A 17,948-nucleotide genomic window follows, 5' to 3' on the forward strand; every position below is an offset into this window, starting at 1 on the left:
TTAATTCCCACTATCTTCCTCAACCCCAACATTATGCAATCGTTCGAGTGTTTCCCTGTCACCACTGTGGTAAAATAGTTCTCATATTTGCCATTCAGTCTATACAAAGTGAGTGAGGTCACCTTATGAATAATGAAACATTAGCGCTTTTTAAAACATTAACCGAAATGCAGGCCGCTCCTGGCTTTGAACGAGAGATCCGTGCATTTGTACGCGGCGAATTAGCTAAATATACCGATGAGTTCGTGCAGGATGGGCTCGGCAGCCTATTCGGGGTTGTGCGCGGCGATGAAACAGGACCGCGCATCATGGTCGCCGGCCACTTCGACGAGGTCGGCTTCCTCGTGAGCGGCATCACCGAGCACGGCACGGTCAAGTTCCAGCCGCTCGGCGGCTGGTTCAGCCAAGTGCTGCCCGCGCAGCGCGTGCAGATCATGACGGCGAACGGACCGATCATCGGTGTGATCGGCTCCATTCCTGTGCACTTGCTGGACGAGGCTGCGCGCAGCAAGCCCGCAGACATCAAGTCGATGTACATTGACATCGGCGCGGAAGATAAGGCCGATGCCATCGCCATCGGCATCAAGCTCGGGCAGCAGATCGTGCCGATCTGCCCGTTCACACCCATGGCCAATCCGAAGCGGATTATGGCCAAAGCTTGGGACAATCGCTACGGCGTCGGCCTCGCGATTGAGCTGTTGAAGGAGCTTCATGGCGGGCCGAAGCTCCCGAACATCCTGTACGCGGGTGCCACCGTACAGGAAGAGCTTGGCCTGCGCGGCGCAAGGACGGCTGCGAATATGATTCAGCCGGACCTGTTCTACGCGCTGGATGCAAGTGCGGCGGCCGATATGACCGGCGACCGCCAGGCCTTCGGGCAGCTGGGGCGCGGGGCGCTGCTGCGGATCTTCGACCCCACGATGATCACTCACCGCGGGATGGTCGAGTTCATTCTGGATACGGCGGAGACGCATAAGATTCCGTATCAGTACTTCATCTCGCAAGGCGGAACGGATGCTGGGCAGGTACACGTGCAAGGCAGCGGAATTCCATCCGCTGTGATTGGGGTATGCGCACGCTACATCCACACATCCACGTCGATTCTTCACGTGGATGATTATGCCGCTGCGAAGGAGTTGCTGATCAAGCTGGTGCAAGCCAGCGATCGCACGACATTAAACACCATTCATGCTGGGGCATGAGTTGAATCTCTAACCACAAAAAGCGCAGCAAGAGTCCATCTTGCTGCGCTTTTTGTGCACTTCACAACGATCATCGCGTGTTAAATGGGGAAACCTCTATTGAAGGTAAAATTTTTACATTTTTTTCATAATTATAGAACTAATGTTCCAAAATATGGTACAATTAACATATAACTTGTTCTTAGAAAGAAGGATACCCATGACCTCAATCATTCGTGAAGCAACACCCCAGGATACATCAGCGATAAGCTCGCTCGTTTCTCATCTTACTGGCAAGGTCATTTCCCCTTTACATATTGAAAACAGGCTGCATAACATGCGGGATAAACCTGACGAATTGCTTTATGTCTATGAAGCCAAGAATCGTATTCTTGGCACGTTAAGCTTTCGAATTCGCAGAGATCATGAAGTGCAGAATTTGGCCTTTAGTGAAATTTCGGTTATTTCCTTTAAGCAAGATCCAGATAGCAGTCAAGCGCCTTTGGAACAATTGAAAAGCTATGCCGAACAGCTTACCAGCGATCATAATTGCTCCGGGATAATGTGGCTTACAGACGTAGAGTCCGCCGATAAATCCCGATCTCCCCACCCCCCAATCGGCTTTCATGAAACCGGCTACCGTTTTGTCAAACGATTTCTCTAATCCTGAATGTGTTTATAACCTTTTCTATCAATCATGCGAAGGAGTGCTTACGCGTGCTGACTGACTTTAATGAAGGAGCATTAGATACTCTGTTTCTTATCCTTTTCATCACCATTTTTGTCCTCGTTATTAGCATCTTTTTCTTTATCATACTGAAATCTCTTTCGGTCTGGACCGCCAATTACAACGCGCCTATTCAAGATCGATCCTGTAGGGTTGTCGCCAAACGAATACAATTCTCCGGAAGTTCCGATAACTTGAGTTCGAATACCTCCTACTACGTGACTTTCGAATTCGAGGACCAGAGTAGAATGGAATTATGGATAGGACGGCAGCAGTTTGGCTACATGGTTGAGGGGGACACTGGAAATTTAACATTTCAAGGTACTCGCTTCAAAGAATTCGATCGTAAGAAAGCCATGTAGGTCCCGGGTAGTCAACTTGCTGCCTCAGGGACCTGCTTAAAAGTCAATTTATAGAAACTCCTCATCCTTTTTTGAGGGCAATTCGCGCAAAGCACCCGCCCGTTATCTTCAGTCTCGAAACAAACCTAGAACCATGGATGCGATCAAGGAAACTGCTGTCATCTTCCGACATTTTTTTGAATCTTTTGAACGAATTGCCTCCTATCCAATGTCTCCTTCCACATTCAGAATGGTAACTTTCCGCGTTCTTCCCATGTGACTGCAATCGAAAACTATCTCCTTACCTCGTCTTTCCTTCTCTAAGGAAGCGCTTTCTTCCAATTGGTAGTCATTTAACCTTAATTCGTTCGTCTTTTTGATTCAATCGCACTCAAAAACGATTTCTATGCATTTGAATGGATTTGAGCCAAGACGCTATTTTCCAAAACAGCGCAATCGCAAGCATTTACAAGAAAACACAAAAAAATCGACATATTTCCGTCGATATTGGAATAATCTGAATATTTACAATATTAAAATAATAGGCTATTATGAATTCAAGGCAGACAGGGAGGACAACCCCACACCAGACGGTGTAGTAACAACGAAGAGCCTGAAAATCTACCAATGAGAGGGGATAGTCCATTGGACCACGTTAGCGAAGCATGCTGCTCACTTGCGCTCTAAACGACAGGAGCCACGTGCAGGAACGTCCCAATCGTTCAACAAGCATGCGGGAAATCAGGTCAGGCAGGTCATCATTCGAGGAAAGGAACTGAAGTGAGCGACTTGTCGTATGCGTGATTATGTTGGAGACTAACATGAGGAAAGGACACTTTGACTTTGAGGCGTACGTATCGATTTCAGAAACAGGTTTGTGATTTTTCGGGGAATGGAGTGTGTGGAAGAACAATTGAATAGGCCAAATGACTCATAGAGACCTCCGGTTATCATAGATAAGCGGAGGTCTCTATTTGCGTTTAAGTCGTGTTATTTGTTTGGTATCTCTGTCCTCTGCTCAATCGGCAGTCGAACGATGAAGGATGTCATCTCATCCATCCCGCTTTCCACGGTGATCGTTCCGTGATGCATCTCCACGATCTTCTTCGCGATCGACAAGCCAAGCCCATTGCCGCCCGCCATTCGATTTCTAGATTTATCGGCTTTGTAAAAGCGTTCAAAAATATGCGTCTGATCCTCTTCCGGGATGCTCGCGCCATTATTGGAGATCCGCGTAACAACCTCTTCCCCGCTGCTAACCACACGAACACGAATCGTCCCGCCAACAGGCACAAATTTCACTGCATTATGGATCAAATTGATCCATACCTGACTGAGCAAATCCTCATCTGCCGTAATCGTTATAGCATCCAGCTCGATGTCCATTTCAATGTCTTTATCCACCCACTGTGGCTCACAAGCCAGAATGTGATTGCGCAACTGCTTATCCAGTCGGTAGCTCTTCGGTTCAAAAGGGTGATGCTGAGACTCCAACGAGGTCAGCTTCAGCAGATTTTCGCTTAACTTCGATAAACGAATACTTTCCGTCTCAATGATAGTCAAATAATGCTTTCGCTCCTCAGGCGACAGCTGATCATTCTGCAGCGCGCGGGAGAATCCGCTAATGGACGTTAGCGGCGACTGAATCTCATGGGAGACGTTCGAAATAAACTCCTGTCTCATTTTCTCCAATTGCCCGAGATCGGTCGCCATTTGATTAATGGATTCCGCTAACTCAACGAAAGGGCCATTCCGCGGATTATTATCCACCGACACATTGAAATCTCCTCTCGACATGCTGCGTATCGCTTGATTCAAGCTTTGAAAGAAAATCAACTGATGTTTACGCAAAAATTGGCCAAGTATGGCCATGGTGAGCCCCCATAGGAACATGCCTCCGATGCAGTTGATCAGCTGCACAATGACTTCCGCAGGGCGTTTCCCTAAATACGTGTAGAGATGCTCCATGCCATAGAAGGTGGCTAACCAATACGCAATGATAAGAACAAATATGCCTAAGCCAAAAAAGAAGCCGCTTATTCGCTGGAGAATGGATTGCTTCTTGTGGTGCATTCGCCGCTTTTTCTGTCTTTCTCTTCGCTCTCTTCTCTCCGCTTTCCGCCTATTGGTCACTTCAGCACCTCCAAGCGGTAGCCCAAGCCTCGAATTGTGGCGATTCGAAAAGCGTGCCGATCCTCAGGGAATCTCTCTCGCAGCCGATTAATATGCACATCGACGGTTCGCTCGTTGCCTTCGTAGTCAAACCCCCAAATCTGCTCGATCAACTGATCGCGCGAGAAGGTTTTGCCCGGGTAGCTCGCGAGCTTATATAGCAGCTCGAACTCCTTGAGCGGCAACGTGATGCTCTCTGCACCTACGGTGACTTCATACGTTTTTCGATTCATACTGAGATCGCCGGCCTGAATGGTTTGCGATGAGGCGATTTTGTAGCGCTTAAGCAGTGCTCTCACTCGCATCGCCAGCTCAAGCGGCTCGAAGGGCTTGGTGAGGTAGTCGTCGGCACCGAGCTCGAAGCCTTTGACCTTCTGTGCCGTTTCTCCTTTGGCCGTAAGCATGAGAATCGGCAGATCATACTGCTCTCTGAGCTCCTTGCACAGCTCCCATCCGTCCATATTCGGCATCATCACATCGAGGATGACCATATCGACTTGGACGGTTTGCAGCATCTTGAGCGCTTCAACGCCATCCGCGGCCTCGACAACATCGAAGCCCTCGTTCAGCATGAAAACACGGACAAGCTCACGAATATACGGATCATCATCTACGATCATAATGGGTGCCATGGTTCATTCATCCTCACTTGTTGAAGTACAGTGCTGTCTTAGCCATGCTCGTTGATAGAAATTAGTATAAGCGAGCAATATAAACTTAATTTAAACCAAAGGAGCTCTTTTGCAAATGAAAGGGCTTTATTTGGAAAAAGTTTTGTGATAAATTTGGGAAAAGGAACAGTTTGGGGGGTTGTGGCCTGTATGACAAATAACACATTGGCGGATTTCAACAAGCTGACTACCGCGGAAGCGGAAGCCCTGTTTCAAAGCGAGGTGCTATCGGAAGGATTCGCAGGTTTCAGGCGGTTACTCGACAGTCTCACGGAAGCGATCAAAGCGGCAGGGGACACAGACATGGAATCCGTAGAGCAGTCGGTCGCCAAGGCGAAGCGACTTTTTCCGGAACCCGTAGATTTCAGTCCATCCTGGGAGAACATTTGGCCAGAGCTCACATGTACAATAGCTGCTAAAAAACACATTTTCACCAACATCCCTCTCGCGGAAAGAGCCGGCGAATGGCAGGTTATTATGGATAATCCACTCGTGGTGCAAGAGGTTGTCTGCTACCCAGCCCTGACATTCGAGGATGCGGCCTATCTGTATGCCTATTTCCGACCGCAATTAGAGAAGTCCGAATACATTCGTCTGCAGAAAATCCAAACGGTGATTCAGGAAATAGGCGGTTAATTTGACATCAACTGAGCTTTCCCTTCATCCACTCGCACCAAATTAAATCTGCATCTACCTTCATCGTCGCTTTATGCAGCAGGACATACATCCCAAATCCACGATCATCCATTTCTAACGCCTCGAGCGGTTTGTCACTCTCTTGCTTGATTTTTTCCAAGAGGAGTGCGAATCGCTCTTTTTTCTTCTTATAATAGATCTCTCGCTCCGCGATAACCTTCTTCGCCTGCTCTTTATCCACGAGACCGATGCAGTATACTTTCAATGCAAGCTCATCCCGCGTAACAGGATCATCTGTTGGCATAACAATCCATTCCTGCAAGGCTACTTTGCCTTGTTCCGTGATGGAATAGACTTTCTTATCCGGCTTATCCGACTGAGGGACATGTACGAAAGCAACGTGACCCGCCTGCTCTAATGACGCCAATAATGGGTAGATTTGGCTATGTTTAGCTTGCCAGAATGGCTGAATATGCTGCATGAGCTCATACCCCGAACGGGAGTTTTTCGTTAAAAGGCTTAGTAATCCATATGAAAGGGTATTCATTGTCGCTCCTTCTTTATGTCATTATTGACATATAAACATATCGGTAGTATGATGATTTTCATTAAAAATTATAGAGAATACTATCGTTAAGATCAATGGATAGAGTGGAGGCATTATTTTGAGTAAGGATGAGTTACAGCAAGTGCGCTTCTGGCCAATCATGATCGCGATCTTCTTTGGGTCGTTCGTTTCGATCCTAAGCATGAGTACGATTAATATCGCCATACCAATTCTTAGCGAGCATTTCAATACCGATTTAAGCAAAATCCAATGGACGATTACTGGCTTCATGCTCGCAAGCGGTACAATCGCCCCAATTACAGGGTATTTCGGTGAGAAATTCAGCTACAAGCGGCTATACGCCATTGCACTGATCGGTTTTACCGTGTTTTCACTGTTATGTGCACTAGCTTGGGATGCATCATCGCTTATTGCATTCCGTATTGTTCAAGGGGCTTTCAGTGGTCTGATTATGCCTGCTACGATGACTATCGTGTATCAAGTGATTCCGCGTGATAAGCAACCGATTGCGATTTCCCTTTGGTCCTTATCTGCGATGATGGCGCCTGCCATTGGGCCAACATTGAGCGGTTGGTTGCTGCAAAATTGGAGCTGGCACTGGTTGTTCCTCATGAACGTACCTGTCGGCGTTGTCGCTATTATTCTCGTTTTCAAATTAATCCCTTATTACCGTCTTTCTGTTCCCAAAAGATTTGATTTAATCGGCTTACTGACCGTCATCGTCAGCAGTCTTGCCTTGCTCGTCGGCTTCTCGCAAGGCCATGCTTGGGGATGGACATCAGGCCGTGTCATCGGTCTATTCGCAACAGGCTTCCTGATCCTTATCCTATTCATTTGGAGAGAGCTTAAAGTCGATTCACCCTTATTGAACATACGTGTATTGAAGAACCCGCGTTACACTTTATCACTTATTATTTCTAGTATTGTTACGATAAGTTTATACTCAGGTACCTTCCTGACACCGATTTTCTTGCAAAATATTCAGCATGTCACCCCGCTCGATACGGGATTAATCTTATTGCCGGCATCCCTTGTGATGGCGCTCTGTATGCCAATCGTAGGCAAACTGTATAGCAGTGTTGGGCCTCGCATTCTTATTTTTGTCGGTATTACGTTAATCGCAGTTGGTACACTTACCCTAAGTTGGTTGAGTACAGACGTCTCTCGCGGCTATATTGTGTTCTGGATGATCGTTCGGAACGTCGGGATCGCCTTCGCTACGATGCCTGCAAGTAATGCAGGCATGGAGCAAATTCCGAGAACCCTGTCTGGTCATGCAACATCCATTAACAACTGGGTTCGTAACGTATTCGGGTCCTTCGCGATTGCCCTATTTACATCTGTATTATCGTCCCAAACCGTTACACACAGCAAGGAACTCGCTGCTGGCGGAATGACGGACAAAGTACAAATTGGTACACACGCCTTTACCATGAGTGTCAATAACGTGTACTTACTTGCGACATTTATCGTACTTGTCGCTTTGCCGCTTAGCTTGTTCATTCGCAAGCGCTCCTTAGCGCCAGACAATCCTTCAGCGTCGGCACCCGCACCGATTGTGGCAACGCCGAGCCCGAAAGCGTAAGACCTAAATGAAGAACCCCAGTCGGATGTGTTTACTTGCACATCCGACTGGGGTTTTCGATTGTTTAGGCGCGGTAGAAATCGCGCAGCAGTTCATCCATTACGCGATTCGTACGCGCGGCGCTTATGCCAGTGCTCGGGCTCTGCCCGATGCCTCTGAGATCGTCCACCACAGTCTGGATTAACGGTTGCTGAACGTGTGGAGGATTGGGAATCGTTCGTTCTTCCACGGTTCCGTCTGCCGTTTCAATGCGCAGATCGCCACTGAAGGTGGAGAACGATAGTTTGCCGAGGCTGCCAACAATCTCATTCAAATCTAGGTGAGTGTAGGTATTGAAGCTCCAAACTCCAGTACCCATCACACCGGATTCGAACGCGTAGCTCGTGGTCACGATATCTTCAACCTTCTGCTTACCGTTTTGGTTCCTTGCGAAGCCTTTGACCTCTCCGATCGGTCCAATCAAATAATCGAGAATATCTAGCGTATGACTCGCCAAATCCACGAACAATCCGCCACCCGACAGCTCAGGCTGAATGCGCCATGGCTCTAACCCTTCTTGATACTCTCTCAACGGTTGCAGGTAGGTCGATTGCACAAAGCGGACCTCACCGATTACACCGGAATCTAGCAGGCGCTTTATTTCCACGAATTTAGGGAGTCCCCTGCGATAATAGGCCACGAACAAAGGCACACCCGCTTCCTCACAGGTCGCAATCATCTCCTGACATTCTGCGTGATTTCTAGCCATCGGCTTCTCCACATAAACGGGCTTCCCTGCTTTTGCAGCGAGCAGCGTATATTCATGATGAAATCCAGGCGGAGTAGCGACATAAACCGCATTCACATCCGGATCATTCACGAGTGCTGCCGCGTCAGTGTACCATTTTGCCACACCATGCCTCTGTGCATAATCCTCTGCGAGTGCGCCATCACGGCGCATAACCGCGACTAGCTCTGAGCCTTCTGCCTTCTGCAAGGCGGGGCCGCTTTTGACCTCCGTCACGTTGCCACAGCCGATAATTCCCCAACGTACCTTCTCCAACATTGTTGCCTCCTTGAGATTGCGTAGTTAGTTAGGTATTCGACGTGGAAGTTGCGTCCTCCTGTGCCTCAACAGCAATCTGAACAGTCGTAGAAAGTGGTCTAATCAAAACCGATGAAATTGGTACTTTGTATGTACCACATAACTTGCTATTCTATACCTAAAACAAAGCAGGTGAAGCCATGTACACTCCCTCATATTTTAAAATGGAGGACCTGTCCATAATGTATGCCTTCATAGAGGCGCATAGCTTTGCTACGGTCGTTTCACATCATCAGCAGCGCCCTTTCGCGACGCATATTCCCTTATTGCTGGATCCCGAGGATCATTGCTTATACGGCCATTTCGCCCGCCTTAACACGCAGTGGACCGATACCCCGCTACAAGAAGTTTTGGTGATATTCCAAGGTCCTCACTGCTACATCTCACCTTCCTGGTATGGTACGCCTTCCGCTGTACCTACGTGGAATTACACAGCTGTTCATGTGTATGGTAAGGTCGAATTCATCCACGATGATCAGGAAGTCTTGCATGTTTTACAGCAGCTAACACGCAAGTACGAGGAGCCGGATAGCTCGTATGATCTAGACAGCATTGATCCGCACTTTATTGCTGGGTTGAGCAAAGGGATACAAGCTTTCAAGCTGCCCATTTCGAGCATCGAGGGTAAAGCCAAGCTGAGCCAGAACCAACCGATAGAGCGCCAAGAAGGCATTGTTCGAGCCCTTGAGCAAAAAGGCTATCCTGAGCGGCAGATTGCCGCCCTTATGAAGGAGAACTTGAGCCAATCCTAAGCCTGTGAATGCAAAAAATGCCTCCACACCCCGTCATTTCTCGGGGGTAGAGGCATTTTTTCAATTACGAGTGCACTTGCTCCATTGACACGGAATCAGGCTCCATGGGAGAATGCTCCGCAATCAGCTGTTCTTGAATCTGCAGCTGTTGGGTAGCAAACTCGCGATACATCTCGTGTGACTCGATGAGCTGCTGATGGGTGCCGCGGCCTGTCACGACACCTTTGTCGAGGAACACGATCTGATCCGCGTCCACGACCGTGGATAAGCGATGGGCGATGACTAGCGTTGTGCGTCCTTGCATCAAGTTCTGCAATGCTTGCTGCACTACGACTTCGGACTTGCTGTCCAAACTCGAGGTAGCTTCATCCAGCATCAGAATCTTTGGATCCCGCAGCAGCGCTCTGGCGATCGCAATCCGCTGACGCTGCCCGCCGGACAACTTAATCCCGCGCTCTCCAACTTCCGTGTCATACTTCTGCGGAAGCTCTTCAATGAAACCATCGGCATACGCCATCTCGGATGCCCGTTTCAGCGCCTCTTCCGTTACTTCATGCTGTAAGCCATAGCAGATGTTATCTCGAATTGTCCCTGCAATGAGCGGACTTTCCTGCGACACATAGCCGATTTGGCTACGCCATGAGACGAGCGAGTACTGACCGATACTTTCTTCTCCTAACGAAATGTTACCTTCCTGCTGCGAGTAAAAACGCTCCAGCAACGAGAACATCGTCGTCTTCCCGCTTCCGCTCGGTCCTACAATCGCGGTGACTTTACCCGATTCCATAGTGAAGCTTACGTCTTTCAGGACCTTCTCGTCTTCTTTATAGCCAAACGATACGTTGTCGAAATGCAGGGATTGAGAAGCATCCTTAACCGTGAAACCCGCGTGGGGATCCTCTTCCTCATGATCCAGCACCTTAAGAATCGTATCCGTTGCTCCCATCGCTTTCTGCGTTTGCGTGAAGAATTGTGTAATCTGCGTAATCGGCATGACAATTTGGAATAAATAAAGCATAAAGGCCACCAGCTGCCCCGCTGATATCGCACCTGACGCCACACGTGTACCGCCATAACCGAATAGGACGACGAACATCATCAGCATGACAAACATAATCAGAGGGGACATTAGTGCTTGAATTTTACCTTCTTTAAGTCCAAATTTGAACAGCGTCTGAATCCCTGCGCTACCTTCCTTATACTCCACAGGCTCTGCATTTGCAGCCTTCACCAAGCGAATTTCAGATAGCACCCGGTTTAACACGGAAGTGAAGTTAGCTGTCTCGGCTTGCATGCCTTTAGAGATTTTGTACATTTGCCGACCCAAAGGAAAAAGGATAAGAAATGCAATCGGGAAAATGCTGAACATGATGAGTGTCATTTTCCAATCCATATATAAGAGCACCACGATGGACCCGATAATGGAAATGGTGCCTGTAATAAAGCCCGCCGTATGCTCGGCGATCAGTCCTTTAATAATTGCGGTGTCGTTTGTCATCCGGGAGATCGTATCTCCTGTTTGATGATTATCATAGTAGCGAACCGGCAGCACGAGCAGCTTCTTCCATAAGCGATCTCGGATACCCGCCACCACGCGTTGACCTGAATAGTTAAGTAGATACGTGGCTACCCCAGAAGCTACCGCGGATGCGATGAATGCAAGAGCCATTCCGCTAATTTGCCACCAATTTAGTGAGGAAATGTTGAAATTATCAACCACATTTTTCGTGAAAAGTGGAATCACCAACGCCACCAGCGTGGCAATCACGCTTAACCCTAGTGCTATACTCAACAGAAGTTTCGGTGGATTCGCATCCTTTAGTAAACGGATGAATCCCCGCCAGTCGTTTTTTTGTTTCGGTTGTTCACTCTTTGCAATTGCCATCTATCTCTACTCCTTTACCCGATCGGATGTAATTCCGTTATTTATGATTGTTCATCTCTAACACTTGTTATGATCATACTCCCCTATTTTAAACAGAATATAAACGAGGTCGAATCGGTCCGCAGGCGGAATAGTAGCTCTGATGCATCAGGGTCTCCTGTCTGTCCCCCCCTTTAGCTCAGAAAGGGGGGACAAATTTGGTCTATAGTGACATTTTTCACTCTTACAGCACGGGAAAATCAGTCCGATATCGCTGTAGTGATGTTTTTCACCGTTACAGCGCTGAGATTCGGTCATTTGGGGTATTTCTTGGTCTGTAGTGATGTTTTTCACTCTTACAGCATGGGAAAATCAGTCCGGTGCCGCTGTAGTGATGTTTTTCACCGTTACAGCGCTGAGATTCGGTCGCCGAGGGGTACTCCCCCGAGAAACTAAAAGCTCCCTCACGAAAAGCCGCACGGCTTCTCACAAAGGAGCTTTCTCATTGTTCTATCTACGATTCTGTGGCCACCTGCCACATCACACCGTACCGATCTCGCACACGACCGAGCATTGTGCCCCAGAACATGCGTTCAAATGGCATGATGACATCGCCATCGGCTGCTAAACCGTTAAAAATCGCAGCAGCTTCCCCCTCATCCTTGAAGGTGAGTGCCAGGTCCATGCCAGTACCGCGATCATTTGCATCCGTGCCTGCATCTGCCATGAAAAATCGCAGTCCTAGCGCCTGCAGCTCCAAATGCATAACTAAGTGTTTCTTGGACTCTTCCATCCCTGGCAGATCGCCATACGATTGGATGCTGATGATTTCTCCGCTAAACACGCTCACATAAAAGTCAGCCTGTTTACGAGCGTCTGTGCTATAGATATATGGTGATAAGGTTGCCATCGCTATTCCTCCATCCTTCTTATCCGCTCATACTGTACTTCCTAGATGAATCTGTACCTCTCGCTGGTTTTGTTTTTGTCCATTGGTTACTATACAATTGTAAGAGGGGACCATTCCTAGTTATGTTCGAGGAGGTACGATCATGCATAATTTCACTTTCCATAATCCAACTACCCTACATTTCGGTCAGGGTCAATTAGAAAAGCTAACGACTGAAGTACCTAAGTATGGGAAAAATATCCTACTCGTCTATGGGGGAGGCAGCATCAAAGCCAATGGTATCTACGACAAGGTGGTCCACCTGTTACAAGGCCTTGAAGCAACCATCGTTGAGCTTAGCGGTGTTGAGCCCAATCCAAGATTAACGACCGTTCATCGCGGCGTTGCCTTGTGCCTTAATCACGACATCGATCTCATCCTTGCAGTTGGTGGCGGCAGCGTGATTGACTGTGCCAAAGCGATCGCGGTTGGCGCGAAGTTCGATGGCGACTTCTGGGACATTGCAACACGTAAAGCAGTGGCCACAGGTGCACTTCCGTTAGCTACCGTTCTCACGATTGCTGCGACTGGTTCCGAAATGAACGCTGGTTCGGTCATCACGAACTGGGAAACGAATGATAAACTCGGTTGGGGAAGTCCTTACACCTATCCGAAATTCTCTATCCTCGACCCGGCTCATACGACATCCTTGCCTGAAAACCAAACCGTTTACGGCATGGTCGATATCATGTCTCACGTGCTCGAGCAATACTTCCATCATGTCACGAGCTCCCCTGTTCAGGATGGATTCTGCGAAACGATCTTACGTACCGTTATCGATACGGCACCCCTATTGCTGCAGGATCTGAACAATCTGGAGCACCGTTCGACCATTCTCTATAGCGGCACTATGGCGCTTAACGGCACGCTAAGCATGGGCATTCGCGGGGATTGGGCGACGCACAATCTGGAGCATGCGGTTTCCGCCGTTCATGATATTCCGCACGGCGGCGGCTTGGCCATCCTCTTTCCGAACTGGATGACCCATACCCTCGATGCTAATGTTGGGCGCTACAAGCAGTTCGCACAACGCGTGTTCAGCATCGATGCCGCTGGCAAGTCCGACAAGCAAGTAGCCGAGGAAGGCATCGCAGCACTGCGTGCATTCTTCGGCAGCATCGGCGCACCGAGCCGATTGGCAGACTACAGCATCGACGACTCCACCATCGAGCTCATGGCCGATAAAGCCATGATTTACGGCGACTTCGGCAACTTCCAGAAGCTGACTCGCGCGGATGTGGTAAAGATTTATCAGATGTCGCTATAGGGATAGCGACAGTGAAGTGGCGTTGCACATGGGTGCAACGCTTTTTTGTGCGCGCGCGAGGCGTTCGGACGCGAGAAGGGGCTAATCGCCGCCGCAGCTACTATCGCTGCACTGGCAGAACCGTATAGTCGCGCCACTCCTCCGGCAACAGACGCTGATAGCGCGGCTGCAGATAGCGGTCGTCGATCAACAGCAGCACGCCGCGATCCGTTTCGGAACGGATTAACCGACCGCCAGCCTGTTGCACTTTGTTCATGCCGGGGTAGACATAGGCGTAGTCGTAGCCGTTTTTACCCGTACGCTCCATGTAATCCTTGATCAGGTTGCGTTCCGGTCCAAGCTGCGGCAAGCCTACACCTACAATGACGACGCCTGTTAGTCGGTCGCCGACGAGATCGATGCCCTCGGAGAAGATGCCGCCCATCACCGCAAAACCCACCAACGTCTGCCCCGCACCAGCTTGAAAAGCCCCCAGGAAGTGTTCTCGCTCCTCCTCCGTCATTTTGGCCATCTGAACGAGCACATTCAGCTCGCTACTACGTCCACTGCTGTCCCCTTCCTGCTCACCTACAAAATCCGTAAAAGCCTCATACACGCTGCTCATATACGCATACGAAGGAAAAAACACCAAATAATTACCCGCTCGCCCCGCGACCAGTTCATAGATAGAACGCGCAATCCGCGTACGGCTATGCTCCCGGTCCTGATAACGGGTCGACAGTGGCTGCACGAAAACCTCCAGCTGCTCTTTCGCAAAAGGTGACGCTACCGTCACGGAGTAATCCTCTTCCCCCGCACCTAAGGTGTCCATGAAATAGGACAACGGCGACAGTGTCGCCGAGAAAAACACGTGCGCCCGATACCCCTTCCCCATTTGCCGCAGCAGGTGGGATGGATCTAAACAAACGAGCTTCACACTGATCTCGTTCCGATCATTCACAGCCAGCGTCACATAACGCTCGTCGTACAGCTTCGAAATGCGCACAAAATTCTGCGCACCAAAATAAGCATCCAAGAGTGCCGTACCCGTTGCGGTACCTCCGGCCGATCTGGCTAACTCTTTTTCAGCTACAGCTATAAAAGCCTCCACATGCACCAACAACGACTCCGGCATTCCGGACTCCACCATCATCTCTCGATCCCCCACCTGCTTGCGGAGCGCAATGAAATAGGTGTTGATCGCCTTCGCCGCAGCATAGACCTCCTTACTAATACCTATGAACTCCCGCTGCAACGTAAGGAAGATCGATTTGTTCAGCTCACTAGCGTACATCTCGCGCGCTCGATCCACCAGATTATGCGCCTCATCAATAAGCAGCGTTGTATGGCGCTTCTGCTCCTCGAACAATCTTTTTAAACTCACACGCGGGTCAAAAATATAGTTATAATCACAAATCACCGCATCCGCCGCATATGCCACATCCAATGAAAACTCGAACGGACACACCCGATGCTTCCGCGCATACGTCTCAATCACAGCACGCGTCATCACGGTTTCCTGCCTGAGCAGATCAAGCACCGCCCCATTCACCCGATCATAATAACCGTCCGCAAACTCACAATGGGCCGGCGTACACCTGACCTCGTCCTTCAAACACACTTTCTCCTTGGCCGTTAGCGTAACCACCTGTAGCTGCAAGCCTTTGTCCTGCAATAGGTAAAAAGCTTCCTCTGCCGCTGTCCGAGTTATCGTCTTCGCCGTTAAATAAAAAAACCGCTGCAGCACGCCCTCTCCCATCGCCTTAACCGATGGAAAAAGAGTCGACATCGTCTTACCAATCCCTGTCGGTGCCTTAGCGAACAGCTTGTGCCCGTCCTGGATGGTTTTGTACACCGCCCCTACCAGCTTACGCTGCCCCTCACGATACTGCGGAAAAGGGAATTGCAGCGCCTTGATGCTCTGATTTCTGCGCCCCTCATGCTCATGCTTCAGTTGTGCATACGGATAGTAGCCCCGAATCACCTCATACACAAACCGTTCAAGCTCCTCGTAAGTAGCTTCCCTCACAAAATGCCGAGTCTCCTCCGTATCCACCTGCGTATACGTAAGCTGAACCCGCATGTAGTGGAGTCCGCGATCAAGGGCCACCATGTACGCATAACACATCGCCTGCGCCCAATGCACAGGGTAGGAATTCTCCTCAATAAGTGTAATATCCGAGGAAGTCGATTTTATTTCATCTACGGTTAGCGTATCGCCGTCATCAGTCCCAACAAGAAGCCCATCACAACGCCCATCAATAACAAATAAAAGTCCCTCATACGCTATTTCCGCTGAGACATACACCTCATGCTGGTCTGACTCTCCGTATTGCTTTTGCAGCCTTTGATGCGCCTTCGTGCCTTCCCTTAGTGACGTGTTCGATCGAAACTCCGAATCAATACTGCCACTGCTAAACACATACTCCACAAGCGACCGAACTGATATATTCACCAAAGGTAGCATTATACGTCTCCATTTAAGAACATTTGTTCCTTATCATAACATGTGGAGATTCGAAAAACTACTTTTCACGGGCTACAGACAGGTATTCGACAGCATGCAAAAAGACACCAGCCCAGGCTGATGTCTCACACTACTATCATTTCACCCACTGAAACGGGGTTGTATTAAAAAACAAGTCCGGATTGGCCTGGATATTATGCGCCCAGAAGGTAAAATGCAGATGCGGCCCGGTAGAGAAGCCGGTCGTGCCGACGAGCCCAATAATGTCGCCCTGCTTGACGCGGTCGCCAGCTTTCACACGCAGCTCGGAGAGATGCGCGTACTGCGAGAACAGCCCCATCCCATGGTCAATATAGATGGAATTGCCGGTTAAATATAGGAGTTCTGCTAGCGCGACAACTCCGTCGTTCGTAGCCTTGATCGGAGTGCCTTCTTTGGCTGCCAGATCAAGAGCCATATGCGAGCTGTCGTATTTCCCGTTTACATAACGGGTGTACCCATACGGCGTAGTCAAAATCCCCTCGATCGGCTTCACGAACGGCCCGCGGAACAAAAATGTCGGCTCCGACTTGCTGCGCGCCAGATCGATCTTCTTCTGATCGGCATTGATGCGCGCGGTATCCTGTTTCATGCTTTCCATTTGCTCAGTGACCTTCAAATACTGTGTCTCGAACTGCTTCGCCTTGATGGTCAGCGTCTGATCACCGATCGGGTACGTACCCGCTTTTACGCTCATCGAGATTGGCAAGTACGTGAAGTATCCTGCTTCATATGGCTGAAGCGTGTATGTCTTACCCTGCCAAGCTATGCTGCCAGGCTCCTTATGGCGCACAAGCACAATATCACCCGGCGAAGCCTGCTCCGGTATGAGTTTCCAGATAGAGCCCATGACCGCTTTAGCGCCTGCTTCATCTTTATATAAAGATGATTCCGCTTTTAGCTGTGCCAAATGTGCTTTCTCCCCAAGAATGATCGCCTTCGCGTCCTCCGTCATGCCATCTATCCAGGTTTGCCCGCCATCCGTGGTGAGGAGGAGAGGGTTCTTACTATCCATCGTTCGGGATAAAAGCACCCAACCAATTTTCGGTGTCACGAATTGTGATTGCTTCACAGCAACCGTGTTGCCGTTCAGTGTTACGGAAGTTAGGCCGCCTTGAACTGCGGCACCAGCCGATCCCGTCGGACTGCCAGTCTCTGCTTCCAAGCTTAGCAGCTTAGCAATCGTTTCACTGCCCATCGTATCAACCGCACCATCTACTGGGAGTACTTCCGTACCCGAAGCTTCTTGCCAATGCGCGCCGCCATCCACGGTTTGAACCATGCCGTCTGCGTATTTCACCCAGCCTCGATCGAGATCGAGCATCCGAAATTCCACAGCCACACGTGGTGTTGGCGTTGGCACTGGTGTTGCTGTTACCGTGTCAGGTACATTCGTTTGCAATGCAGGTGATGACTCAAATGGATATTTGCCGAAAAGAATCACCACGCACGCCGCAAGGATGCAAGCGCCAGCCAACAGTGGCCATTGACGCCTCTTTCTTGGTCTCACAGACGTTCCTACCTCCCTTGAATGACGGCGGTTTGTCCACTTGCTAGACACCTTCGTCTCTGATTTCGCTCTTCTCATGGTAACCAAAATAAACGGCTAAGCCGTCCTCTTAGGACGAGTGCGCGTTTATCAAGAAATTTAGCCCATGTAATATGT

Annotated in this window: 15 protein-coding genes; 7 read left to right on the plus strand and 8 right to left on the minus strand. The window is 49.4% G+C overall.

Going from position 1 to position 17,948, the window contains the following annotated elements:
* The first annotated feature begins 125 nt into the window (after positions 1–125).
* The 3 genes from AC58PQ_RS19925 to AC58PQ_RS19935 all read left to right on the plus strand — a co-directional run bounded on the left by AC58PQ_RS19925 (position 126) and on the right by AC58PQ_RS19935 (position 2,270).
* On the plus strand, positions 126–1,202 hold the full coding sequence (locus tag AC58PQ_RS19925; RefSeq protein WP_497244553.1) for a M42 family metallopeptidase: 1,077 nt from the start codon (positions 126–128) through the stop codon (positions 1,200–1,202).
* A gap of 199 nt (positions 1,203–1,401) precedes the next feature.
* A complete protein-coding gene (locus tag AC58PQ_RS19930) occupies positions 1,402–1,845 on the plus strand; it encodes a GNAT family N-acetyltransferase (protein WP_497244555.1) in 444 nt (147 codons plus the stop codon).
* Between the two features lie 53 nt (positions 1,846–1,898).
* Positions 1,899–2,270, plus strand: a complete 372-nt coding sequence (locus AC58PQ_RS19935; RefSeq protein WP_497244557.1) for a DUF2500 domain-containing protein — start codon at positions 1,899–1,901, stop codon at positions 2,268–2,270.
* A gap of 969 nt (positions 2,271–3,239) precedes the next feature.
* Here AC58PQ_RS19935 and AC58PQ_RS19940 read toward each other — a convergent pair.
* Positions 3,240–4,382, minus strand: a complete 1,143-nt coding sequence (locus AC58PQ_RS19940) for an ATP-binding protein (RefSeq protein WP_497244559.1) — start codon at positions 4,380–4,382, stop codon at positions 3,240–3,242.
* Entirely contained in the window at positions 4,379–5,053 is a 675-nt protein-coding gene (locus AC58PQ_RS19945) for a response regulator transcription factor (protein WP_497244561.1), read from the minus strand. Before AC58PQ_RS19945 ends, AC58PQ_RS19940 begins: the two co-directional genes overlap by 4 nt.
* Before the next feature lie 189 nt (positions 5,054–5,242).
* On the opposite strand from AC58PQ_RS19945, the gene AC58PQ_RS19950 reads away from it, so the two are divergent.
* Entirely contained in the window at positions 5,243–5,728 is a 486-nt protein-coding gene (locus tag AC58PQ_RS19950) for a hypothetical protein (RefSeq protein WP_497244563.1), read from the plus strand.
* A 7-nt stretch (positions 5,729–5,735) separates the two neighbouring features.
* On the opposite strand, the gene AC58PQ_RS19955 is transcribed toward AC58PQ_RS19950, so the two are convergent.
* The gene (locus AC58PQ_RS19955) at positions 5,736–6,275 is read right to left on the minus strand and encodes a PadR family transcriptional regulator (RefSeq protein ID WP_497244565.1); all 540 of its coding nucleotides are present in this window, start codon (positions 6,273–6,275) and stop codon (positions 5,736–5,738) included.
* Positions 6,276–6,393: 118 nt separating this feature from the next.
* Between AC58PQ_RS19955 and AC58PQ_RS19960 the strand changes: the two genes are divergently transcribed.
* A complete protein-coding gene (locus AC58PQ_RS19960; protein ID WP_497244567.1) occupies positions 6,394–7,881 on the plus strand; it encodes an MDR family MFS transporter in 1,488 nt (495 codons plus the stop codon).
* Between the two features lie 64 nt (positions 7,882–7,945).
* Here AC58PQ_RS19960 and AC58PQ_RS19965 read toward each other — a convergent pair whose 3' ends face one another.
* Entirely contained in the window at positions 7,946–8,926 is a 981-nt protein-coding gene (locus AC58PQ_RS19965) for a Gfo/Idh/MocA family protein (protein ID WP_497244569.1), read from the minus strand.
* A gap of 179 nt (positions 8,927–9,105) precedes the next feature.
* Between AC58PQ_RS19965 and AC58PQ_RS19970 the strand changes: the two genes are divergently transcribed.
* Positions 9,106–9,717, plus strand: a complete 612-nt coding sequence (locus AC58PQ_RS19970; RefSeq protein WP_497244571.1) for an FMN-binding negative transcriptional regulator — start codon at positions 9,106–9,108, stop codon at positions 9,715–9,717.
* A gap of 64 nt (positions 9,718–9,781) precedes the next feature.
* Here AC58PQ_RS19970 and AC58PQ_RS19975 read toward each other — a convergent pair whose 3' ends face one another.
* Positions 9,782–11,602, minus strand: a complete 1,821-nt coding sequence (locus AC58PQ_RS19975) for an ABC transporter ATP-binding protein (protein WP_497244573.1) — start codon at positions 11,600–11,602, stop codon at positions 9,782–9,784.
* A 493-nt stretch (positions 11,603–12,095) separates the two neighbouring features.
* Positions 12,096–12,491, minus strand: coding sequence for a VOC family protein (locus tag AC58PQ_RS19980; protein WP_497244575.1), 396 nt, complete (start codon positions 12,489–12,491; stop codon positions 12,096–12,098).
* A 142-nt stretch (positions 12,492–12,633) separates the two neighbouring features.
* Here AC58PQ_RS19980 and AC58PQ_RS19985 point away from each other — a divergent pair, with 142 nt between their 5' ends.
* Positions 12,634–13,797: an iron-containing alcohol dehydrogenase gene (locus AC58PQ_RS19985; RefSeq protein WP_497244577.1), complete on the plus strand. Its 1,164-nt coding sequence runs from the start codon at positions 12,634–12,636 to the stop codon at positions 13,795–13,797.
* Between the two features lie 100 nt (positions 13,798–13,897).
* Here the strand turns inward: AC58PQ_RS19985 and AC58PQ_RS19990 are convergent, their stop codons facing one another.
* Positions 13,898–16,243: an ATP-dependent DNA helicase gene (locus tag AC58PQ_RS19990; RefSeq protein WP_497244579.1), complete on the minus strand. Its 2,346-nt coding sequence runs from the start codon at positions 16,241–16,243 to the stop codon at positions 13,898–13,900.
* A 136-nt stretch (positions 16,244–16,379) separates the two neighbouring features.
* Positions 16,380–17,792 (minus strand): peptidoglycan DD-metalloendopeptidase family protein, encoded by a 1,413-nt coding sequence (locus AC58PQ_RS19995; RefSeq protein WP_497244581.1) that lies wholly within the window; start codon positions 17,790–17,792, stop codon positions 16,380–16,382.
* Between the last annotated feature and the right edge of the window lie 156 nt (positions 17,793–17,948).

This window comes from Paenibacillus sp. J22P143 (genome assembly GCF_059692035.1).